Origin of the sequence: Paenibacillus segetis, assembly GCF_014639155.1 — a bacterium.
GTDB classification, from domain to species: domain Bacteria; phylum Bacillota; class Bacilli; order Paenibacillales; family Paenibacillaceae; genus Fontibacillus; species Fontibacillus segetis.
Genome location: NZ_BMFT01000002.1, coordinates 230,454 through 253,460 on the forward strand (window position 1 = coordinate 230,454; position 23,007 = coordinate 253,460).

Sequence of the window (23,007 nt, forward strand, 5' to 3'; positions counted from 1 at the left end):
ATTTATCGCAGATTCCGTTGTAAAATCAGCTTGCAGATCTTATAGCAGCTTATTGAGAATTTCACCGTCAAAGTAAGAAAGTATAAGAAAGAAAATGGAGACGTTTAGAGGAGAAATACCAGATGTAATTATTCTGAATAGTATTAAAGGAGCAAAGAAAGCATGAGATATGTTCGTCTCGGAAATAGTGGATTAGAGGTATCGGCATTAGGACTTGGAACCAATGCATTTGGCAAACGGGCTGATCAGGACACATCTACAAAGATCATACATTATGCCTTGGATCACGGGATTAACTTTATAGATACGGCTAATATTTATGCGGGCTCCGAGTCGGAGAGAATTATTGGACAAGCTTTGGACGGAAGACGAGATCAAGTTGTATTAGCGACAAAGGCAGGTTTAGTGAAGGGCAATGGTCCAAATGAGCGAGGTTCTTCGCGCTATCATTTGCAACAGGAGCTAGACAACAGTCTTAGACGCCTAAAGACAGAATATATAGACTTGTATCAAATTCATACCTTTGACCCGTATACTCCGCTGGAAGAAACATTGCGTACCTTGGATGATATGGTTAGTTCAGGTAAGGTTCGTTATATTGGGGCATCTAATTATGCGGCATGGGAGTTAATGAAGGCACTGGGGATTAGCGAACGCAAAGGGTATGTGCCATATGCTTCTACTCAAGTCAGTTATTCTCTCGCAGATCGAACGCCTGAAGCGGAGCTAGTTCCATTTTGCTTAGATCAGGGTGTAGGCATTATTCCCTATTTCCCGCTAGCAGGTGGTATTCTAAGTGGAAAATATACTTCAATAGACCAAGCACCTCCAAGTTCAAGAGCGGTTACTGACCCAAGCTTTAACAGATTTATCAATGAGAGAACGATAGCACTAGGGAAAAATGTAAGTAAGCTAGCGGCAGAGCATGGCTATACGCCTAGTGGGATTTCGATTGCCTGGCTTATGGATCGTCCTGCTGTCTCGACAGTGATCGTGGGTGCTACACGTGTCGAACAATTAGAGGCTAATCTAGAGAGTGTTGATATACATCTCAATTCCGAAGTAACGAAACAGTTGGATGAAATAAGCGATTCATTTCGCTATAGTGAGCCATTCGCTGTTTACCGTCTAACCTAACTTGATTTAGAATTCAGTCATTTCACTTATAGCGGGGAGGGCCATTATGGCAAAGTTTAAGATAAGCTCTATGCAAGGTCTACACTATGAACAACGGCGGTTGTTTGTATAGAGCGAAGAAATAAAGTTACCGCCTTCCTTTTAGAGGTTGTTCAAAAAGCCATCTATTGATCACGAAGCATATCAAGATGTAAGTTCGACATCGAATCTTGAATTGAGCCGGGTCCGGCATATGCTTACGTAGTATGTTTCCTATGGAAACATTTCAGGTGCTCACGTAGGTTTTGCTTTTTGAACACACATTTGTAGGATGATCGTTGTTTGTAAAATAGACTTTGCTACCTTAAAAAACTTCAATTATTTTTAAGGAGTAGAGGGCTTATGAAATATGTAAATGCTGATCTTATTTTTCCAGAAGAGCTACTACAGGAAATACAGAAATACGTTCATGGTGGCCTCGTGTATATCCCTAAACGTGAAGAATCACGTAAGAAATGGGGCGAAAATTCAGGCGGCAGGAGCTATCTGAATCATAGAAACCATGAGATCCGCGAGAAGTTTGCCGCCGGGATGACGATTGATCAACTTTCAGGTCAATTTTGTCTTTCCTTCGATAGTATTAAGAAGATTGTTTATGTTAAAAAGTAGACGATGCAAGGTCACATTGGACGAAATTCTGATGTGGCCTTTTTGTAATGGGGCATTACTGATCAAAGGCGATCCCGTTCAGAACGAAAGTAAGAATATTCAAAATATTACATTGTGATAAACTTGCGATGATGATGGCGTGCTACTTTGGGGAGAGATCTGAAAAAGGGAGTGAGTTGATGAGAATTGCTGTTTTTTCAGACACGTTTGTCCCCCAGGTCAATGGCGTCGCACTTACCTTGAAGCGTTGGACTGACTACCTTTCCATTCAGGGGGTTGAATGCAAGTTGTTCGTACCCACGGAACCGGAGCCTGTCTATGAGGATCTAGTGTGCCGGCTTGCCAGTATCCCCTTTTGGGCTTATCCAGAATATCGATTCGTTATTCCAAACTTGCTGCGTATACGTCATGAACTTACTCAGTTCAAACCCGATATTGTTCATATTGCCACCCCATTTAATGTAGGTCTTGCCGGTTTGTATGCCGCTCAAAAGCTTCATGTCCCCATAGTTGCCTCGTATCATACTCATTTCGACCAGTATCTCGAGTCTTATTGGTTTCCGTTCGCACATTCCTGGTACTGGTCATATATGAAATGGTTTCACCGAAACTGCCGCGCTATATTTGCTCCTTCGCATGAGACAATTAATCTATTGCAATCCAAGGGATTGAGTGATCTTGAACTATGGTCGAGAGGGGTTGACTGTGACAGGTTCACGCCCAGTAAGCGTTCCGACTGTGTTCGCGAACTTTATGGGATCAAGGAGCGATATCTGCTGCTATTCGTCGGTCGACTGGCGCCTGAGAAGGACCTGGATGTCTTGCTTCAATTGATGCATCGGTTACCGGACCGCATTCGTGGTCAAGTGCATTGGCTTGTCGTTGGTGATGGTCCGATGATGGAACTAGGCCGCAGAGAAGCTCCGCAGAATGTCACCTTTACCGGCTACCGGAGCGGGGAAGAACTTGCCGTATTGTATGCAACCTCCGATTTATTTGTATTTCCCTCCTCCACGGAAACCTTCGGTAACGTCGTGCTGGAGGCAGCGGCTTCCGGTCTGCCTGCTGTAGTAGCCGACAGAGGAGGCGTGACCGAGATTGTCCAGCATGGAAAAACCGGCTTACACGCTCAAGCGGGAAATGTTGAGAGCTTTCTTGCGGCTCTGGTCGACTGGTTCGACGCACCTGACAAATGGCAACTGTTTCGTATGGAGGCGAGGGAACATGCGCAATCCCGCACTTGGGAAAAAGCAATGGAGTCGATTTACACTCGCTGTCAGCAGATTGCAAAAGCAGAGCAACCATCGGAGGTAGTTGGAAGTGGACGTATTCAGGGAGAAGGTGAGTCCGCTTGAAAATTGCAGTCATTGGAACGGGATATGTCGGGTTGGTCACCGGGGCATCCTTGGCTCATCTTGGACACCAAGTGGTATGCATAGATGTAGATAAAGATAAAATCATGCTGCTACAATCCGGTGGTATGCCGATTTGGGAACCGGGGCTTGAGGACATGATCCGTGATGCGGAACTTAAGGGAATGCTGGATTACTCAACAGATGCTTCTGCAGCAGTTTCTGGCAGTGACGCTGTCTTTTTGACAATCGGCACCCCTTCATCAGAATCCGGCGAAGCGGATCTATCCGCCCTATGGTCAGCCGTACATTCGATTGCACCCATGTTACCTGATAATGGACTCTTAATTATCAAAAGTACAGTGCCCTCTGGAACATGCGAACAAATTGAGTCTTATCTGCGCAAACGACTCCCCTTTTCGTCTCGAATTGCTGTTGCACATAATCCCGAGTTTTTGCGGCAAGGTTCTGCTGTCCGGGATTTTCTTGCTCCGGATCGATTGGTTTTCGGGGCTTCCAGCCCGGAAGCGTATAATCGACTGGAAGAAATCTATGCACCAATTAAATCGCCTAAGATAAGGTGTGGACTAAGTGAAGCAGAGTTGATTAAATGTGCTTCCAACGCCTTTTTAGCCATGAAAATATCTTACGCCAATATGATGTCTGATTTATGTGATGCACTTGGGGTTTCGATAGATGCCGTTGTGGAAGGGATGGGCCTTGACCGCCGGATCGGTTCCGAGTTTCTGAGCGCCGGGGCTGGATATGGCGGCTCTTGCTTCCCCAAGGACCTTCACGCGTTAATCGCGTTAGCATCGCGAGAGCATTTGGACATGGAATTGCTGAAGGCAACCGAATCAATTAATAGGCAGCGTATCCAGATTATCATCCAAAAGCTAGAAACCGCACTCGGATCTTTGGAGGATAAGACGGTTACGGTATACGGATTGACCTTTAAGCCGAATACCGATGATATACGTGAGTCACCCGCGCTCAGGATTTGTTCGATGTTGCAAGAAGTAGGGGCGCGTATCATGGTATATGACCCGGTTGTCACATGCTTGCCAGAACTGCAGGTTGATCTTACCGTGGATATGTATGCGGCAGCAACCGGGAGTGATTGCGTGGTGATTGTAACGGATTGGGATCAGTTCCGCCACTTGGACTGGGGCAGATTGAGGCAGGTGATGAGATCGTCGTACGTTCTAGATGCTAGAAATATGCTAGACACTGCGGAGATGGCTGTAAACTGTGAACGATATGGCCTACACTATATGTCCATGGGCCGTCCATCCATAACACCGGATTGTCCCATTAACAATAGAGCTGAAATGACGATAATGACCTAAATTTCTGTGATGAGGTGATTGATATGGATACCGCAAGCCATCTTCTTCTTGGTGTCACTTTAGGCGGACTGGCAATGGCTTTATCCGATCCTGCCATCGGAAACCATTCGCCAATTGTGTATGGATTATTTGCGGCGACTATCGTCGGCTCGAATGCTCCCGATTTCGATTCCGTCATTCGGATACGCGGATATGAGTCATACCTATTGCATCATCGGGGATTCAGCCATTCATTGCCGATGCTAGTGGGTTGGCCAGTTTTACTTACCCCGTTGCTTTCATATCTTTTTCATGCCTGGGATTATATGCTTCTGCTGTTCCTCTGGACATTGGCTGGTGTCATGCTTCATGTGTTCCTAGATTTCTTCAATGCGTATGGCGTTCAATGTTTCCGGCCGCTCTCGAGGAAATGGTGTCATGGTGATACTCTCCCCATATTTGACCCGGTCATTTTCGGACTTCATTTAGTGGCTTTGTTGTTATGGCTGTTTGGCGTCATGACAGCACAGGTTGTATTCCCTCTTTTATTCGTTCTAACTTTCCTCTTTATCGGATACCGCATTGTAATTCATCGTTTGATGCTGCATGTTGTTCAAAGGCGTTATGGAGTTGAAGGGTATTCCTTCTTAGTTCCCCAGTGGTTGCCTCACAAATGGGGATACGTTCATGAAACCGATCAAACTTATATTGCCGGTTCGATCCGCGGCACCCTTCTAGTAGAAGAAACGATATTCCAAAAGGGTGAGCAGAACGATGCCGTTCAAGCGGTCATGGGCAGTGATGGCGTCCGCAGCTTTCTTGCTTTTGCGCATCGTGTGCACATTTCATGTCAAAAGATTCAGAACGGTTACAAGGTAGAAATGCGGGATGTCCGTTTTCGGCACGGTGAAAAATTACCTTTCGGTATAGATATAACCTTGGATGACCATTTGCAGGTGACCGGAAACTCCTTAGGATGGAAAAAGAAACTGTGGGAACCTCCATTTTCCTAATTCAGGTCAATTTTATCTTTCCTTCGATAGTATTAGGAAGATTGTTTATGTTAAAAAGTAGACTGACAAGGTCACATGGGATGATAATTCTGATGTGGCCTTTTCCTTTTTTGTGCAAAATACATTTTAAAAAGTTTATTATATATGCTTTGCGTGCTGCCACTTTTATAATTACATGTACAAGGGGGGAGCAGCAGATGCTTGAATTTTTTCAATATGATACCGATGATAATAGACGTTCTTTGCTTGGTCGAGCGAGAAAAGTTGCTCTATCGGCATTACAACAGTATGACCTGGAGTGGGAACGTATCCAATTTATCCAACTATCCGACACGATCACCTATAAAATTGAAACAAGTACAGCGGAAAGTTATTTGCTTCGTATTCACTCGGCACGGTGTAGCAAAGAGGAAATCAGATCCGAACTTGTCTTTCTTCAAGCTTTGAACAAATCGAGTGAGTTAAATGTACCCGAAGCGCTGGCAAGCTGTGATGGTTCTTATGTATTGGAGATTACAACAGAGGAAGGGTATATGCGTCCTTATGTCACGATGATGCGTTGGGTAGAGGGGGAGCATGCAAGCGGGAAGCTTACAGACAGCTGTGCTTATAATGTGGGTGTTATGATGGGAAGACTGCATGATGCGGCAGCGAGTTTTGTTCCATCTTCTGATTTTGTTCGTCCTGAATGGGGATCTGAAAGTTTTAGTCGCGAATTTACGAAATTAGAACCTTACCACTCACGTTTTCTATCGGACGAAGAATGGAAGTCATACCAAGCTGCAGCAGAGAAAATATGTTCAGAACTTACTGGAATGGAGCGCAGCAACCAGAACTATGGACTCATCCATGCTGATTTACATACGGGGAACATTGTATTTAATAATGAACAACCGTATCCGATAGACTTTGGAAGATGTGGTTACGGTTATTATCTCTACGATATGGCGGGTTTGTTACTAGAGCTTTCTCCAGCGCAACGTGGGATGTTTATCCAAGGCTATGAAAGTGTGCGGGAGCTTGAACCTAACTATGTTAGACATCTGGAATGTTTCTTCATCATGTTCATGATCGAGAATTACTGCCATCATGCTCCCGATCCGAGAGAAACCGCCAGTTTAATTGAAGAACAGCCATATGCTGGGGCATACATAAGAGAATATCTAAGGGGTCATTCATTTCTATTCGAAGTGATTAAACCTGTGAATAATGCATAGATCAGCTAGTAAGGAAAAGGGAGCTGTTCAATATGAAAATTGAAGTTAGATTAACCACTAAAGAAGAAGCATATATAATAAAAAATATGTACCCCCTGTATCTTCATGACCTATCCGGACACTATGGAAACACTCCGAATCGTCATGGAATATATGAGGATAGCCAGGATTACGCAACATTGCAAGATCAATATGATGTCCAGAATATTTGGTGGGAGAAGCCAAACTGTCTATATCCCTATTTAATTCTAGTAGATGATACGCCAGCTGGTTTCGTGTTTATTGCTACACCACCGCACTGTTCGCTGGGCGTTAATTATTTCGTAAATGAATTTTTCCTTTTACAGCCATTTAGAGGTAATGGGATTGCACAATATGTCGCTACGGAAATATTCGAGAAGTTCAGAGGCAAGTGGGAGTTATTTACGAATCCAGCGGCCAAGAATGTGATTGGTCAAAAATTTTGGCGTAAGACCGTATCTAATTATACAAAAGGTGATTATGAGGAAGTGTTAGGGCCAACCTTCGATGGTGACAAGTTGATATTCAGATTTTGTAATGCCTAACCCTAGTCCAGAGCATTAGGTCGCATGGGCGCATCCAAAGAAAAAAAGGAGTGAAGAACGTTCTTCACTCCTTTTTTTGTATTCTTATTTAGCCAATGCATTGGATGCAGCGTTCTCTCCACCTAGACGTCCAGAGGTAAAGGAATATCCAATACCAACTCCGTTGCCGACATACGTGTCATTAAACAGTACACCCTCTGACTCTAAGCCAACGGCATACAGTCCTGTAACGGGTACACGGCTGTTATTAAGCACTTGAAACTTCGTATTTACCAATAGACCACCAACTGAACCTAAGTTGTTAATCTCAGCAATAATTGCATAGTAGGGTCCGCTTTCTCCCATAGACTGCAAATATTCCTTCGTTTTCCCGAATTCAGTGTCAACACCGGTCTTAATTGCTTTTTGATAATTGTTGAATGCTTCTGTAAATACGGTAACATCCATGCCCGCATTCGCAGCTAACTCTTCAATGGTATCTCCTTTATAGCCATCACCATTCTTGACCATATCATCAAATACCTGCTGAGCATTTGCCCAAGGGGTTTCGAGCTTGAACTGATCTTGGAAGTCCGCATAGAATTCAGGTGGCATACCTGGTAATTTAGGAGCCTGCACACCATTCATCCCTTGTGCTGTCAAAGCATCAAGCTGGGATTGAGATACAATGACCATATGGTAAGGACCATTAAATGCACTTGTATTCGCAGCTGCAACAGACTCAAGTGTGGCTGCTTCATCTCTAAATCTTGCACCGGAAGGGCCGACGTTCATAAAGTTTGGCAGATAACTCAACATTAACGGATAGCTAGCTTCGAAAGATGTATATTGTTCCTTAAGCTTGCTAGTGGCTCTAGCGAGAGTCTGATGTAACATTTGACCACCAAAGTTATCTGGGATCTTGGCGCCAGCCTCCCAAGCCATTTGTAGTCCTTCACCAATATTTTGACCGAGTCCACCGTTAATACCCTCGAATCCAAAGGCTTCCTTGACCATTTCCTTATTGGCGGCATAACCACCTGTGGCCATAACGACACTTTTAGCTGAGATTTCGAGTGTGGTTCCATCTGCTTTCTCTGCAACTACTCCAGTCACTTCACCATTTGAACCTGTGATGAGCTTCTTCGCCGTTGTTTCTGTAATGACGTGGCCGCCATTTGCCTCAACGGATTCGGCTAGCATCTTTCTTAATATATCTTGGCGGCTGTCGTAGGCAGGCAGTACATGTAGCTGCTCTCCGAAGAAGTTTAGAAATGAGGTTTGATAACCTTTTTCCGCTAACCAGTCGTAGGTTTCTCCCGATTTGGTTACGTACTGGCGGATCGCTGCTGCATCCACGCGCCAGTGATTATTTACAATCCAATTGGCAATTTCGTTCTCCACGTTAACTTTTAATCCATCATTAACAGCGGCTGAAGAGTTATAGAATTTACCGGCCCATGAAAGGTTGCTTGCTCCACCAATCGTTGCCGTTTTTTCGATAATAATCACCGTAGCCCCTTTGTCTGCTGCCGACACGGCTGCCGAGACCCCGGATGCGCCGGCACCAACGACAACAACATCTGCTGCCATTTGTTCTGTTTTACCGCCACCCGCTTTAGATACCGGGTTGGACTTGAATGCTGTTACATCTCCACCTGCTTGCTTCACAGCATCTTCAACTGCAAGCAACAAGCCTTCGCTTGTTTCTGAGGCACCGCTTATGGCATCTACAGCTAATGTCTGCCCAGTTATGATTTGTTCCTTAAGTGTTTCAATGGCTTTGTCACCAATTCCCGCAGTTTCTGAGGCACTGATGATTTTGATGTCCGTAAGTTCTGATTCACTAAAGGTTACTTCTACCTTAATAGGTCCTTCTTTACCTTTGGACTCAGCGGTATAGGTTCCAGGCTTAAAAGTCATTCCTGCCTGGTTATCCTGTGAGTCATTCTTTTTCTGATTAGAATTACCAGCACATCCACCAAGCAATGAGACTGTCATGATTAAGCACAACCATATCGTCATTGTTCTGAAAAAATGTGATTTACGCATCTTGTAGCTACCCCCTACAGTTTATATTAAGAAATAGATTGTAATAAATTTCACAATCAATACGAAAATCTTAAACCTTGGTGCGGCACCAAGGTCAATGGAAGAAAATATATAATACCTCAAGGTTATCGAAAGGTTCCGATACAACCTTGAGGTTAAGGTAGATTTGTAAGGAATATTTAAATTGGAATATTCACTTCCAGGTAAGTGGATGAGTTCATTTCTACGTGCTCACTTAGCAATATTTTTCCTGTAATATCGCCGGTAATCTGGAGACCTCTACTTGCTATCTCATCCAGCATGAAAGCAAATGACTTCATAGAAAATGGAGCTTGCGGTGAAGTATAGATAACGGACGATAGGCAAAGAGCAGGAGGGAAATATTCAACCTCATCAGGTATTTCTGCTTGCAGTTTAAGGGCATCCTCTTCGGTTAGGCAAACTCCCCAACTATGCCTAAATGCGGTGTCAGTCATTACATCTCGATGTTCAATTCGAAAAGAAAAGAAAGTGTAGGGCAGCAAATCCATCCATTCATTAACCGGATCGCGTAAGTCTCGTTCCCTTAACAAGTAGTTCTGATCTGTCTGCTTGATTCGATATCTACCAGGTATTTGTTTCAACTGGCATTGGCAAAGCCGACTTTCTATACTCTGAAGTTCCTCATGAATTTCATTCATCTTAGCCAGCAGCATCGTGTATTTGCGAATTTGTTCTTCCAAATGCAGTTTCGATGCTGAAATACGATCGATCACTTGATTAGAGGTGCCTCCATTCATCAGTGTAGACACTTGATAGAGAGGAATGTTCATACTGCGATACCATCGGCTCATCAGCACATTGCGAGCGTCTAGATCCGTATAATAACGGTAATTGTTGTTGCAGTTTTTGGTTGGAGTAATAATATCTTGCTTCTCATATAGCCTTAGGGTATCTGTCGATACACCTGTAATGGCAGCAAATTCTCCGATGGAATATTGTGCTCCAGTAGCTCTGATCAATTCTACCACCCCTTTTCCTAGTAGTAAGCATGAGGTTCTATAGTTAATCTTAATATAACTGCCAACACAAGTTTGCGAATTTTTTCACAATCATCTATGTTAGAAAACCCCACTTTCTACGATTGGTAATATTGTAGAAAGAAAAAACCACTCCGTTAGGAGTGGTTCTAATAATTATACAATTTTAAGGCTTAATAAACCTTGTCTCCGTTAAAAATCGAATTTTTAACGATTACATAATCTACTTTGCGGATAGCATCTAATTTATTACCGCCAGCATAAGAAATTGAAGATTGCAGGTCTTGCTCCATTTCGATCAATGTATCCACTAAGGAACCTTTATGCTCGACGATCATTTTTTTGCCTTCTACATTTTTCTTCTCGCCTTTTTGGAACTCCGACGCGGAGCCGAAGTATTCCTTGTAGAGCTTACCATCTTTCTCGATGGTTGCGCCTGGAGATTCTTCATGTCCCGCAAACAAGGAGCCGATCATCACCATGGAAGCACCAAATCGGATGGATTTCGCGATGTCACCATGCGTACGAATGCCACCATCCGCAATGATAGGTTTACTTGCCGCTTTGGCACAAAGACGTAGTGCGGCTAATTGCCAGCCACCTGTTCCGAAGCCCGTTTTGATCTTCGTAATACATACTTTCCCCGGTCCAATTCCTACTTTCGTAGCATCGGCACCCGCATTCTCCAAATCTCGCACTGCTTCTGGAGTTCCTACATTTCCTGCAATAACAAAGCTCTGAGGCAAATGTTGTTTGATATGCTGAATCATCTTAATCACCGCATTGGAATGACCATGTGCAATATCGATCGTGATGAATTCCGGTATTAACTTCTCGTCAGCTAATTGCTGTACAAAGGCATACTCTTCTTCTTTAACTCCAACACTGATGGATGCGATTAATCCTCTAGCGTGCATATCTTGAATGAAAGATACACGCTTTTCTGGTTCGAAACGATGCATGATATAGAAATAACCATTTTTGGCTAAGTAAATTGCGACCTTCTCGTCGATAATCGTTTGCATATTTGCAGGTACCACGGGTAACTTAAAAGTATGTCCACCTAGGGATACAGAGGTATCACACTCAGAACGGCTATCCACAATACATTTTGCGGGAATTAATTGGATATCTTCATAATCAAATACATTTTCCATTAAATACACCCCTAAACACGAACGTTATAGTTTTTGATTCTGAAATTGTTCGTCCAAACTGTAATGTACAACATTTTGAACCGTAAGTCAAAATTTTTGCACAATTAGGCTACGAATACCAGGTATTTCCTGTTTAATTGTTAAGGACTACAGCATTAAAGGAAACTTTATCCTTCCATATTGCGTATGAATGGTATCCTTAACAATCAAGGGGGACTTGCTATGAATGGATTTTTCGGGTTTATTCTGCTTATCATCGGAATCATATCTGCCGCATCACCGAATACAGCTTGGTATTTATCTGTTGGTTGGAAAATAAAAGATGCCGAGCCAAGCGAGGCGGCACTCGCTATGAATCGGGTCGTTGGCGTGATTGCCTCGATTGTTGGACTGATCATACTTATATCTAGTTGCGCCTCTATGTTTACAGGTGGCTCAGATGCTAAATGGGAGAAACAATTCCAGCAACGAATTGAGGCAGGAGAGGTATCAGAGATCAAATTTGGTCTAGTTGATCAAACCATTCTGACTTCGGAGGAAAGGATGGAAGTTACCGATTTAATCCATGAGGCGCAATTGGAACCCTTCGATCCTGGTAATATTTGGGGGTCTTCTGGCTCAGGCACTATTTCATTTGTAGACGGATATCAAGTCGACTTGGTCCTATTTGGGAATTCCGGCGGTATTGAGCTTCATCCTAATGAGACGGAGAATGCCTACAGGATACAGAGCGATAGTCTCGAAAGTTGGATTCGAACTCATATTACGAACAATTATTAACCTATGCTACTTAGCGATAGGTTTGTCAACGAGAGCAGATTATGCCAGTATATAAGGGTGCTGTAAGCAATAATTAAACGAATGGAGAATGTAACAACATGTCTAATTTGCCTAATTGTCCTAAATGTAATTCAGAATATACGTACGAAGATGGCAGCTTATTGATCTGTCCAGAATGTGCCCATGAGTGGACTTTAGCATCAGAATCCGGGGACAGTGAAGATCAAAAGGTGATTAAGGACGCAAATGGGAATGTCTTAAGCGATGGTGATTCTGTAACCATTATCAAAGACCTCAAAGTAAAAGGAAGTTCGTCCGTCCTGAAAATCGGTACAAAGGTAAAAAATATCCGCTTGGTTGATGGAGATCATGATATCGATTGCAAGATCGATGGTTTTGGTGCAATGAAATTAAAATCTGAATTTGTTAAAAAGATATAACATGGCCAAGTCAATCGTAGAAAAGCTGAATTTACATAAATATGATCATGTGGCTGTATTGAATGCTCCAGCTGGGTCGGATTATTTACCGGAGTTAACGGGTTATGACACGACGCTAAAGGACAGTGCTTACGATCTCATTTTTGCTTTTGTGCTTGATATGGAGTCCTTGAAGGAACTTGTTGACCGTGTGATTGAACATCAGCTTCTAAAGACGAATGGATATCTTTTTGCCGCGTATCCTAAAAAGGGGAATAAGGTCTACCCAACCTTTATTCATCGTGATGAATTGTTAGATGGACTTGGCAGTGACGACGATGGATATATCGGGACAAGCCCTATCAAATTCGCCCGAATGGTTGGACTCGATGATATCTTTACGATTGTTGGGTTGAAAGAGGATGCTAAGAGTAAGAAAAGCAAGAACAAGGCTATTGCCAGACCCAGCCAACGTGTTGATGACTATGTTGCCTTCATTCCAAATGTGGAACAGGACTTGAATGATACGCCTGAGTTGCTTACCCTTTATCAATCGCTAACCCCGGGGTATCGTAAAGATTGGGCACGGTATATTTATAGTGCAAAACAGGAGGAGACTATAGCCAAACGTCGCGAGGAAATGAAAATGATTCTTCAGGCGGGTTATAAGAGTCGTGAGTTATATCGTAAAGATCAAGCTTGATATAAGCATTACAATAAAGTGGATGTCTTTCCGTACCGTTCCAAGGAACTAGTTATCGGGCTGGGTAAAACGCGTGCCAGCTATCAAGGGGATTAGTATGTCCTTTTGATTGAAGTGGAACTAGAACTTTGAATGGTGTCAGGCAGTCATTTTTATAGCGCCAGAGCACTACGCTATTTAACATAAAGAACCATGCAATTATTTAATGATGGTGAGTTCTTTATTATCAAGTGCTGACATAGGAGGAGATAGGCTACTCCCTAATAACAACACAGTGGCAGCCTTGAACATGAAATTCAATGCTCTAGACTGCCACGTTTTATTGAACTATCATTGCTGTTAGTTTAACGTACGTTTACCTCTACTACGTTCGATTTGGAAGTTTTTGTTTTTATCATAATCAATAAGAATGCAAGCAGTGCAAACATAATTCCGCTCCAGATGAGTTGATGTATTCCCAATTGTGAAATAAACCAACCCCCGATAGAGGTCCCTATAGTAATGCCAAGATTGGAAAATGAGATAAACAAGCTGTTGCCGAACTCAGGAGCTTCTTTCGTTTCAGTTGTTAACCATGCTTGACTGACAATAAGGCCTCCGGAATGCACGGCCCCCCAAATAAATACGATAACAACCATTGGAATGAAGTAAGAACCTAGATAATAAACGAATAAGTAAGTTACCGCATATAGCAGAGGAAACATGATGACGGTCTTTGTCATGCTTTTATGCAAAAACTCCCCAAATAAAAAATTCCCCAAGATCATGATAATACCAAAGGCCATCAACATGATACTAATCCATGACCCGTTCATATGTGTTACTTGTCCAAGATATTCAGCAAAGTAGCTGTACACAGAAAACATAGCTGCAAAGATAAAAATAATGGTCACGATATTTAACCACAATTGAGGTTTGCGTAATATACCAAGCTGCTTACCATAAGACATTTTTTCCTTAACAGGCATGGAAGGAAGCCAAGCTAGGATCCCTACAAAGGCAATTATACTTACAACAGCTCCAAACAGGAAAGCGACTTCTAATGAAATCTTGTCCGCGAGATAAGAAGTCAAAGGGACGCCAAAAGCAAACCCGACCGTTATTCCGGCGAAAACCTTTGTGACCGCTTTGGTGCTCTTTTCCGGAGGGACAAGTTTGGCTGCGGTCACAAGGGCAACCGAAAAGAAGACGGGATGAAAAATAGCAGGGATAATACGGAAAATCAACATCACATCGAACATGGTTGTATAAGCATAAACGATATTTGAAATCGCAAAAATAAGCACAGCGGTTAATAGAATAACTTTACGATTAATACCGGAAGCGAGTAATGTCAGGAATGGACCTGAAATCGCAACGACTAAAGCAAATATACTTACAAGCCAACCGGCCTGTGAAGCCGATATATTAAATCTTTGAGTGACCTGGGGTAGAACACCTATAATCCCCATTTCCGTTGTAATGATGCCAAATACGCCTAAAGCCAAAATAAGAATAAGCAAAGGGTTATCCTTTTTCATTTAAAATATAAACCTCCATTAATATTCATATATATAGAATTGTAGATATGATTGATGAAAAAAAAGGCCTTTCTCCTCTCGTTTATAGTTTCTTTTGGATATACTCGGAAAATTCCTGTATTGTCTTTTCGTTCCGACGATAGTACGTCCACTTTCCAATCCGTTCGGATTCGAGCAAACCAGCCTTTTGCATAGTCAACAAATAACTCGAAATAACCGATTGTGCAAGTCCGGCTTTAGCCTGAATATCTCCCACACATATACCAATACGAAAATTGAGGCCTTGTTGTAGATAAGGCTGTTCATCAAAGAATTCATCTGGATTTTTTAACCATATCATAATTTGACTACGCGTCTCGTTAGACAAAGCTTTATAAATCAATAAAGGTTCCATACAGATCATTATATCTATTTTTATAGATTTGTAAATGTAAAAGATGGGGTTATTCTACATGGTAGGAGGAACACGAACTCGCCAGCGGCTGGAACGTATACTCGCCTTCCTTATGCCACAAAGTATGGGTTTGCACACAAAAAGACCGTCCGGTGTTGTTCCGGACGGTTGTTCTTATTTTGTATAGTTATCGAAATAACCTTGGATGAAGATAATAGGTGTACCTTTATCTCCACTACCGGAAGTTAAGTCAGATAGGGAACCGATGAGATCGGTAAGTTTACGAGGTGTAGTACCTTGTGCTTCCATCGCTCCAGTAAGGTCAGCGTTTTTGTTGTTGATATATTGAGTTATAGCTTGTTTCAGCTCTTCGCCTCTTAGATCAGCAAAGTTATTGTCAGCAAGATATTTCAACTTAACTTCATTTGGTGTACCATCAAGTCCGGCTGTGTAAGCTGGCGATACAACGGGATCTGCAAGCTCCCAAATTTTACCCACAGGATCTTTGAACGCGCCATCTCCATAAATCATCACTTCAACCAGTTTGCCCGTTTTTTCTTTGAGTACATGCTGGATTTTATCAACGATAGGTTGGCAATTACGCGGGAACAGTTTCACACTGTTTTCTGTGGATTTATTGGATCCGAGCAGACCATAAGCTTCATTACATCCGCTGCCATCAATGGATTCGGACAAAATATTATCCAGGCTATAGATCTTTTCTCCACCGTTGGCCTTTAGAATTTTCTTCGTTCTGAATCTGGTATGGATATCGCAAGTCAGAACATTTTTAGTGTAATCCAGAATGGTCTTTGGATTGTTAGAGAAGATCACTTCACATTCAACGCCGTATTCTTCAACCAGAGATTTATAATAATCAATATAATCAACACCCGTAAACGTGTGTTTGTTGTATCCGAAATGCTGACGGAATTGTTCTTCGGTTAGAACATCGGTCCAAGGATTAATTCCCTTTTCATCTAACATGTCGAGGTCCACTAAGTGGTTACCCACTTCATCCGATGGATAGCTAAGCATCAAGACGATTTTTTTAGCGCCTTTAGCGATACCGCGGAGACAAATGGCAAACCGATTACGGCTTAGGATCGGGAAGATAACACCCACGGTTGAATCTCCAAATTTAGCTTGAACGTCTTGGGCAATATGGTCGATCGTAGCGTAGTTACCTTGAGCGCGAGCGACGATGGACTCGGTTACGGTAACGATATCGTTATCTTGAATTTGGAATCCTTCGACTTCAGCAGCTTTTAATACACTATCTACAACGATTTCCTCGATGTTGTCACCTTGATTGATGATGGGACAACGAAGGCCTCTAACAACAGTTCCAACTACTCTTTCCAATACAATCGCTCCTTAAATGCTAAAAATATGAATGAAGTATCTCCTTGTACTATACATAACTTGAGTGATATAAGTAAAATTAATATATCGAATATGAGGTATAAGGGGTGATTATATGGTAAGTAAATTAGATTTATATAAAATATTTTGCATGGTAGGGAAGAGTCAAAGCTTCTCCAAAGCGGCAAAGGATCTTTATATGACACAGCCGGCGGTAAGCCAGGCGATTATGCAATTAGAGCGGGAATTGGACATCCGTCTATTTACTAGAACACCTAAGGGAGTGTCTTTAACGAATGAAGGCAAACTACTCTTTGAATATGTCAACTCGGCCATTAATTTAATTGATATTGGCGAAGAAAAAATATTAGAATTCAAGAACTTAACGGTAGGCGAGTTGAAAATAGGGGTAGGAGATACGATTTCTAGATATTTCTTACTTCCGTATTTGGAAGCCTTTCATAATAAATATCCCAATATAAAGTTTAAGATCGTTAACGGTACAACATTAGAGCTCTGTTCGATCTTGAAATCCGGAGAGGTCGACATTGCGCTTTGTAATTTTCCACTTGATGATTCTGCATTAGAACTAAGACCATGTATGGAAATCCATGATATTTTTGTCTGTGGACCGAAGTATAAGGAGCTTTTATCTAATCCCGTAAGTCTTGATGAAGTGGTTCGACAGCCCTTAATTTTCCTCGAGAAGAACTCGAATTCCCGCAGATATGTTGAGGATTATTTGTCATCGAAGGGAATCAAGATTTCACCAGAATTTGAACTGGGTTCACATGATCTTTTATTAGAGTTTGCTAAGATCAATCTAGGGGTCGCCAGTGTGACTAAGGAATTTGCCCTGGAGTATATAAAAAAAGGGCTACTATACGAAGTGCAACTTACAGAGGAAATACCCAAACGAAATATCGGAGTCTGCTTCTTGAAAAGTGTACCTTTATCCTTAGCTTCAACAAAATTTATGGAGATTATTGAAAATAAAATGAACTAAAATATGATGTAGTAGTGAATGGGAGACATCTTAAGAATAACGAAGACCCGAGACTCACACCAATGGTGTGAGTCTTGCATAATGCATTTTGCGGTGGGCTTGTGGTGTTCTCCCAAATAGGGCTTTGAAGGATTTATAAAAATGTCCTAAATTACCGAAGCCTGCCTCTAGCGCGATATCCAGTATCCCCCGATCCGAGTGCAGTAATAAATTCTCAGCGTATTGAAGCTTGATGCGGTTCAAATATTGCAGCGGCGTTTGATGCTCCCATTCTTTGAATGTGCGGCATAAATGGGCGTGAGATTTTCCAGATATCGAAATCATAGCCGGGACACCTTCGATGAAGTGTTCCGGTTTTTTCATTTCTTTGCACAGATTAAGGAACCATTCCGGTTTCTCATGAGGCTCCAAGACAACGGAGTGCATTAAGTAATGACAGTATACTTCCGCCAAGAGCGCGCGAAGCTCGGTTCGGTACCATTGCTTCTCATGCTGTGGAATCCGATAGAGCTTTTCCATGCGCCGCTGAAGCAGCAGCTTCTCTTGGTGGGAGAGTTGTATCGTAATAGGAAAAGCCGAGCCCAGGAACGATTCCTTCGGAAATCCAGCACCGAGATACGCAAGCAAATCCATCAGCGTCTTCTCGTAAAATGACAGGTTAATCAATCGGCAATCGATGCCAGGCAACTGTTCATAATAATGGATATCCTGTGGTCGCATAAACACAAGTGAGCCCTCACTGAGCAGTTCTCTTTTACCATTAATACAATGATAAGCAGCACCTTCTACAATAATAAAAAATTCAAAAAAATCATGGTCATGAGGCCCTGATGTATTTCCTATCCCCGTTATGTCCCTATAGTGGCCTTCTGCTTCGGCATCGATTCCGACCTCTGCTCTAAGTGTATGGATCTCCATTACTTCCTTCCCAGCCCCTTTCTTACATCAAAATAACATAATTTATCTGAAGATGATATAGAGTGATGAAATGCTGATTTATCTGAAATAATTGATGATTGAATATTATTTTTTGTTATGAATGCAAAAATAGCGTAGTCATTAGCTAAATATAAGTAAGATTCCTCTACCACGTCGTGATAGAATAATCGGCAATAACCACGACAAACCGGGAGATGATTTCAAGTGAATTTGCTTCAGCGGAGAGAACAGTTTGAGTTAAATAAGTCCATTTATGAGAGTGCTAAGCTTAGCTTTCACGGTGTAGAAGGTTTCGATGTTTATAACATTTCAATACCTTTCGAGTGGAAGGGAAAGGACTATATTTTCGGCCGTGTGGAAAGACGGAGCGAATGGGCACGTTCATGGGTACGTTTGTTTGAGAAAACGGGACAGGATGAATGGACATTGGTTCGGGGTTCGATGGTCTATCAGTTGGAGGACCCGTATATTAGCTTGATCGGCGATTCGCTAGTCATGGGCGGGACGCATGTACGCTATCAGCAGCATAACGTGGATACATATTTCGGTTATTTTTACAAGGGAACAGAAATTGATGATTTGTATTATTTCACAACGGGACCAGAGTATATGAAGGATATACGATTGGTCGAGATGAATGAGGGACGAATCGGTGTGTTCTCTCGGCCTCGGGGCGAGGAAGTGCGTAAGAAATTTGGGAGCGAATCCATGATTGGCTTCACCGTGATTAATAGCCTGGACGAATTGACGATGGAGGTCGTCGAGAATGCGCCCTATATCCCCGATCTATTTGATCAAAATGAGTGGGGCGGTTGTAATCAAGCCTATTATCTGGAAAGTGGGAATATTGGCGTCATTGGTCATATTTGCTACAAGACTACTTCGGAAAATGGTCAGTTGATGCAGGTCTATATGAATTTCTCATTTGTACTGGACGTGACCCATCATGTTGCTCTTGATCAGAAAATCATCGGAACGCGCACCTGCTACCCGGATGGTCCAGCCAAAAAACCGGATCTGACTGATTGTGCCTTTACTTCGGGCATAGTCATGCGCGAGGACGGAAAGTGTGATCTGTATAGCGGAATTGGTGATACGGAAGCTGGCAGAATCGTGATTAATTATCCGTTTGAAGGTCACGGAGCTATCATTTCGAAGTAATTGTGCAATTCAGACAGTCTTTTATTATAAGGACACAAAGGAGATGACAGCATGTTTTGGACATTGGATAAACTGGGGCAGCGCATTCAGGAGCTAGAGACCTATCGATACCGGGGAATGATGGAGCTTGAGGAATGGTCCCATACAGTGGATGCTGAGCATGAGATCGGGGCGTATCCTTCAGATGTAACGGCGGAGAAACAGGTAGGGAGAGGCGACCGCTGGAAGGGAAGAGATTTATACGTTTGGCTTCGCAGGAAAGTCCTTGTTCCGCAGGAATGGCAAGGCCGGAAAATTTGCGGACTATTTGATTTCGGCAAGTCGGGACCGGGCAACAATGGTGGGTTCGAATCGCTATTTTTCTTAAACGGTAAGCCTTATCAAGGTGTCGATTCCAATCATAAAGAAGTATTCTTGCCTCAGGAACTGGTGGGTACCGAAGTCGAACTATGCTTCCGATTGTGGTCGGGACTAGAAGGTGGTGGCAAGCCCATTGAGCAGGAACATGAGTTCAAGCAGGCTGCATTAGCCTACCTAGATGAACGTGTAGACAATTTGTATTATACAGGTAAAGCTGTTCTGGATAGTGTAAAGGTGTTGGCAGCAGATCGACCGGAATACCATGATTTATTAAAGGCTCTTGATCGTTCATTTCAAATTTTGGATTGGTCAAGACCAGGCTCGGAGGTGTTCTATCAGTCTGTCTATGAAGCAGATGCTGAATTGAAGAGCCAATTACAGCGGCTTAAGCATAACCATCCGGTAATCGTTCGTTGTATCGGACATACGCATATCGATGTGGCTTGGTTATGGCGATTGTCGCATACGCGGGAAAAAGCTGCACGCTCTTTCTCGACGGTACTTCGCTTGATGGAGCTGTACCCAGAATATACTTTTCTACAAACTCAGCCACAGCTCTATGCCTATATTAAATCCGACTATCCGGAGATCTACGAACAGATCAAAAAGCGGGTTGCGGAAGGACGCTGGGAAGCCGGGGGTGCGATGTGGCTTGAAGCGGATTGTAACTTGACGAGTGGGGAATCTCTAGTTCGGCAAATTCTGTACGGAACTCGATTTTTTCGAGATGAGTTTGGCGTAGAATGCAAATACCTCTGGCTGCCAGATGTATTCGGCTATAGCTGGGCCCTTCCACAAATATTGCGAAAGTCCGGGATCGACACCTTCATGACGACTAAGATCAGTTGGAGTCAATATAACCGGATGCCACATGACACGTTCCAGTGGAGAGGGATCGACGGCTCGGAAATACTGACGCATTTCATTACGACACCGGAGGAGTCGGGTTCGAAAGCTTGGTATTATACCTACAATGGCACGACAGAACCGTTCGCAGTGCAAGGAATATGGGATACTTATCGGGATAAAGGCTTGAATCAAGAATTATTACTGTCTTACGGATACGGAGATGGAGGCGGTGGAGTCAATCGCGATATGCTGGAGATGCGCCGGAGATTGGAAGAAATGCCGGGAATTCCTTCCGCTGTTACAGGTCGTGCAGATGATTACTTCGAGCGGCTTCAAGCAACAGTGGCGGATACTGACCAGTACGTACATACGTGGGACGGGGAGTTATATTTGGAATTTCACCGGGGCACGTACACGAGCCAAGCCTACAACAAGCGGATGAATCGGAAGCTAGAGCTGTTGTACCGGGAGGTGGAATGGATGCATGTGCTGAATGCAGCGGTTACTGGGGGATGGGGTTCTTATCCTTCTGACAGCTTGACTGAAGGTTGGAGCATCATCCTCCGTAATCAATTCCATGACATTATCCCGGGTTCATCGATCCAGGAAGTGTACGCCGACTCCCGCATTGAATATGCTGAAGCTCATCAATATGGAACGGATGCTTTAACATTGGCGGCTGCCGGACTGATCTCCGGTGTGAACGATCCGAATGTCATTACGGTCTATAATAGTGCATCCTTTGAGCGTAGCGATCTGGTTACGATTGCCACGGACAGTCTGAAATGGATTAACGGAGTATGGATGGATGAGGGAGGCAAGGAACTGACCTCTCAACAAATGAATGGGGAGTGGCGGGTGCGAGTTGAAGGTATCCCTGCACTTGGGAGTCAGAGTATCAAGTTCCACGGGGATGCGCAGTCCCAGAACGAGAGCAGTAGCTTCCAGCTTCAGGACTGGGGCTTGTCTACCCCTCATTACGAGATCAAATGGAATGGAGCGGGTCAACTGATCTCCATTTATGATAAAGCGGCCTCACGTGAGGTGTTGGCTGAAGGCGAGCGGGGTAATGTGCTGCAAGTCTTTGAAGATAAACCGAAAATGTTCGACGCATGGGACATCGATCTTTATTATCAAGAGAAAATGACCGAAATTATCCAGCTTCAATCACTCGAATGGATAGCAAATGGTCCGCTTGTCGCTACAGCACGGTTTACCTGGTCTTATATGAGCTCCGTGATCGTGCAGGATCTTACGGTGTATGCGGATAGCCGCAGAATCGATTTTGCGACCAAGGTCGATTGGCAGGAACGGCAACAGCTGCTGAAGGTCGCTTTCCCAGTAGCTGTTCGCTCCACCGAGGCTACGTATGATATTCAGTTCGGTAATGTTAAACGACCAACGCATTGGAATACGAGCTGGGATTATGCCCGATTCGAGACGGTCGGTCATCAATGGGCTGATCTTTCTGAACGGGGTTATGGGGTTAGTTTGATGAATGATTGCAAATACGGCTACGACATTAAGGACAACGTCATGCGATTATCGTTGCTTAAATCGGCCATCTATCCTGATCCTCTCGCTGACCAAGGGGAGCATGAATTTACTTACTCAATTTTTCCCCATTCGGGCGATTGGGTAGAAGCCGGGACTGTTCGCGAGGCATGGGAACTGAATAATCCGCTTCATTATGTTCAGGGTGCATCGCCTACGGCAGGCAAGTCTCTATTCCGTTTCATGAATGATCATGACAATGTGATGGTGGACGCGGTGAAAAAGGCAGAAGATGCAGATGCCATCATCCTTCGGATACATGAGTTCACAGGTAAGCGTAGCGAAGTAGGGCTTACTAGTGATTACGGGGTTATATCATGGCAGGAATGCGATCTAATGGAACGTGAGGTAGCAGAGAAACAGTGTGGACCGGAGCTCCAATTCCTTCTGAAACCTTATGAAATCAAGACATTTCTCGTTAAATTAAGTTGTTAAGTTAGATTATTTATATACACATGGGGCTGTCCTACATCATTTGAATGACAGGGA

General features: G+C 43.2%; 20 protein-coding genes. 13 read left to right on the forward strand and 7 right to left on the reverse strand.

All coding sequences use genetic code 11. The annotated features are described in order from the left end of the window. Positions 1 to 162 precede the first annotated feature (162 nt). The 7 genes from IEW05_RS17250 to IEW05_RS17280 all read left to right on the forward strand — a co-directional run bounded on the left by IEW05_RS17250 (position 163) and on the right by IEW05_RS17280 (position 7,261). Entirely contained in the window at positions 163 to 1,137 is a 975-nt protein-coding gene (locus IEW05_RS17250) for an aldo/keto reductase (RefSeq protein WP_188541093.1), read from the forward strand. Positions 1,138 to 1,518: 381 nt separating this feature from the next. Continuing rightward, positions 1,519 to 1,785, forward strand: coding sequence for a CD3324 family protein (locus IEW05_RS17255; RefSeq protein WP_188541094.1), 267 nt, complete (start codon positions 1,519 to 1,521; stop codon positions 1,783 to 1,785). A gap of 179 nt (positions 1,786 to 1,964) precedes the next feature. Then, positions 1,965 to 3,140, forward strand: coding sequence for a glycosyltransferase family 4 protein (locus IEW05_RS17260; RefSeq protein WP_188541095.1), 1,176 nt, complete (start codon positions 1,965 to 1,967; stop codon positions 3,138 to 3,140). Continuing rightward, on the forward strand, positions 3,137 to 4,486 hold the full coding sequence (locus IEW05_RS17265) for a UDP-glucose dehydrogenase family protein (RefSeq protein WP_188541096.1): 1,350 nt from the start codon (positions 3,137 to 3,139) through the stop codon (positions 4,484 to 4,486). The genes IEW05_RS17260 and IEW05_RS17265 overlap by 4 nt, the downstream gene beginning before the upstream one ends. Before the next feature lie 23 nt (positions 4,487 to 4,509). Continuing rightward, positions 4,510 to 5,478: a metal-dependent hydrolase gene (locus IEW05_RS17270; RefSeq protein ID WP_188541097.1), complete on the forward strand. Its 969-nt coding sequence runs from the start codon at positions 4,510 to 4,512 to the stop codon at positions 5,476 to 5,478. 197 nt (positions 5,479 to 5,675) lie between these two features. Then, positions 5,676 to 6,695 (forward strand): phosphotransferase enzyme family protein, encoded by a 1,020-nt coding sequence (locus IEW05_RS17275; RefSeq protein ID WP_188541098.1) that lies wholly within the window; start codon positions 5,676 to 5,678, stop codon positions 6,693 to 6,695. Between the two features lie 32 nt (positions 6,696 to 6,727). Further along, positions 6,728 to 7,261 (forward strand): GNAT family N-acetyltransferase, encoded by a 534-nt coding sequence (locus tag IEW05_RS17280; RefSeq protein WP_188541099.1) that lies wholly within the window; start codon positions 6,728 to 6,730, stop codon positions 7,259 to 7,261. An 84-nt stretch (positions 7,262 to 7,345) separates the two neighbouring features. On the opposite strand, the gene IEW05_RS17285 is transcribed toward IEW05_RS17280, so the two are convergent. From IEW05_RS17285 to guaC, 3 genes are all read right to left on the reverse strand, one after another. Continuing rightward, on the reverse strand, positions 7,346 to 9,292 hold the full coding sequence (locus IEW05_RS17285; RefSeq protein WP_188541100.1) for an FAD-dependent oxidoreductase: 1,947 nt from the start codon (positions 9,290 to 9,292) through the stop codon (positions 7,346 to 7,348). Between the two features lie 179 nt (positions 9,293 to 9,471). After that, positions 9,472 to 10,293, reverse strand: a complete 822-nt coding sequence (locus tag IEW05_RS17290) for a MerR family transcriptional regulator (RefSeq protein WP_188541101.1) — start codon at positions 10,291 to 10,293, stop codon at positions 9,472 to 9,474. Positions 10,294 to 10,484: 191 nt separating this feature from the next. Further along, on the reverse strand, positions 10,485 to 11,468 hold the full coding sequence (gene guaC, locus IEW05_RS17295; protein WP_188541102.1) for a GMP reductase: 984 nt from the start codon (positions 11,466 to 11,468) through the stop codon (positions 10,485 to 10,487). A 222-nt stretch (positions 11,469 to 11,690) separates the two neighbouring features. Between guaC and IEW05_RS17300 the strand changes: the two genes are divergently transcribed. From IEW05_RS17300 to IEW05_RS17310, 3 genes are all read left to right on the forward strand, one after another. Further along, positions 11,691 to 12,248: a DUF6199 family natural product biosynthesis protein gene (locus tag IEW05_RS17300; RefSeq protein ID WP_188541103.1), complete on the forward strand. Its 558-nt coding sequence runs from the start codon at positions 11,691 to 11,693 to the stop codon at positions 12,246 to 12,248. A 98-nt stretch (positions 12,249 to 12,346) separates the two neighbouring features. Beyond that, a complete protein-coding gene (locus tag IEW05_RS17305) occupies positions 12,347 to 12,688 on the forward strand; it encodes a zinc ribbon domain-containing protein YjdM (RefSeq protein ID WP_188541104.1) in 342 nt (113 codons plus the stop codon). 1 nt (position 12,689) lies between these two features. Beyond that, the gene (locus tag IEW05_RS17310) at positions 12,690 to 13,370 is read left to right on the forward strand and encodes a YdeI/OmpD-associated family protein (RefSeq protein ID WP_188541105.1); all 681 of its coding nucleotides are present in this window, start codon (positions 12,690 to 12,692) and stop codon (positions 13,368 to 13,370) included. Between the two features lie 344 nt (positions 13,371 to 13,714). Here the strand turns inward: IEW05_RS17310 and IEW05_RS17315 are convergent, their stop codons facing one another. The 3 genes from IEW05_RS17315 to IEW05_RS17325 all read right to left on the reverse strand — a co-directional run bounded on the left by IEW05_RS17315 (position 13,715) and on the right by IEW05_RS17325 (position 16,649). Further along, the gene (locus IEW05_RS17315) at positions 13,715 to 14,890 is read right to left on the reverse strand and encodes an MFS transporter (protein ID WP_188541106.1); all 1,176 of its coding nucleotides are present in this window, start codon (positions 14,888 to 14,890) and stop codon (positions 13,715 to 13,717) included. Positions 14,891 to 14,972: 82 nt separating this feature from the next. After that, entirely contained in the window at positions 14,973 to 15,284 is a 312-nt protein-coding gene (locus IEW05_RS17320; protein ID WP_188541107.1) for an ArsR/SmtB family transcription factor, read from the reverse strand. 174 nt (positions 15,285 to 15,458) lie between these two features. Next, the gene (locus IEW05_RS17325) at positions 15,459 to 16,649 is read right to left on the reverse strand and encodes a coenzyme F420-0:L-glutamate ligase (protein WP_188541108.1); all 1,191 of its coding nucleotides are present in this window, start codon (positions 16,647 to 16,649) and stop codon (positions 15,459 to 15,461) included. Positions 16,650 to 16,764: 115 nt separating this feature from the next. Here IEW05_RS17325 and IEW05_RS17330 point away from each other — a divergent pair, with 115 nt between their 5' ends. After that, positions 16,765 to 17,655, forward strand: coding sequence for a LysR family transcriptional regulator (locus IEW05_RS17330; protein WP_188541109.1), 891 nt, complete (start codon positions 16,765 to 16,767; stop codon positions 17,653 to 17,655). A 54-nt stretch (positions 17,656 to 17,709) separates the two neighbouring features. Here IEW05_RS17330 and IEW05_RS17335 read toward each other — a convergent pair whose 3' ends face one another. Next, positions 17,710 to 18,573: a helix-turn-helix domain-containing protein gene (locus IEW05_RS17335; RefSeq protein WP_188541110.1), complete on the reverse strand. Its 864-nt coding sequence runs from the start codon at positions 18,571 to 18,573 to the stop codon at positions 17,710 to 17,712. Positions 18,574 to 18,798: 225 nt separating this feature from the next. On the opposite strand from IEW05_RS17335, the gene IEW05_RS17340 reads away from it, so the two are divergent. Then, complete coding sequence (locus IEW05_RS17340) at positions 18,799 to 19,755, forward strand: MTP-1 family protein (protein ID WP_188541111.1); 957 nt, start codon at positions 18,799 to 18,801, stop codon at positions 19,753 to 19,755. A 51-nt stretch (positions 19,756 to 19,806) separates the two neighbouring features. Next, complete coding sequence (locus IEW05_RS17345) at positions 19,807 to 22,953, forward strand: alpha-mannosidase (RefSeq protein WP_188541112.1); 3,147 nt, start codon at positions 19,807 to 19,809, stop codon at positions 22,951 to 22,953. Positions 22,954 to 23,007: the final 54 nt, after the last annotated feature.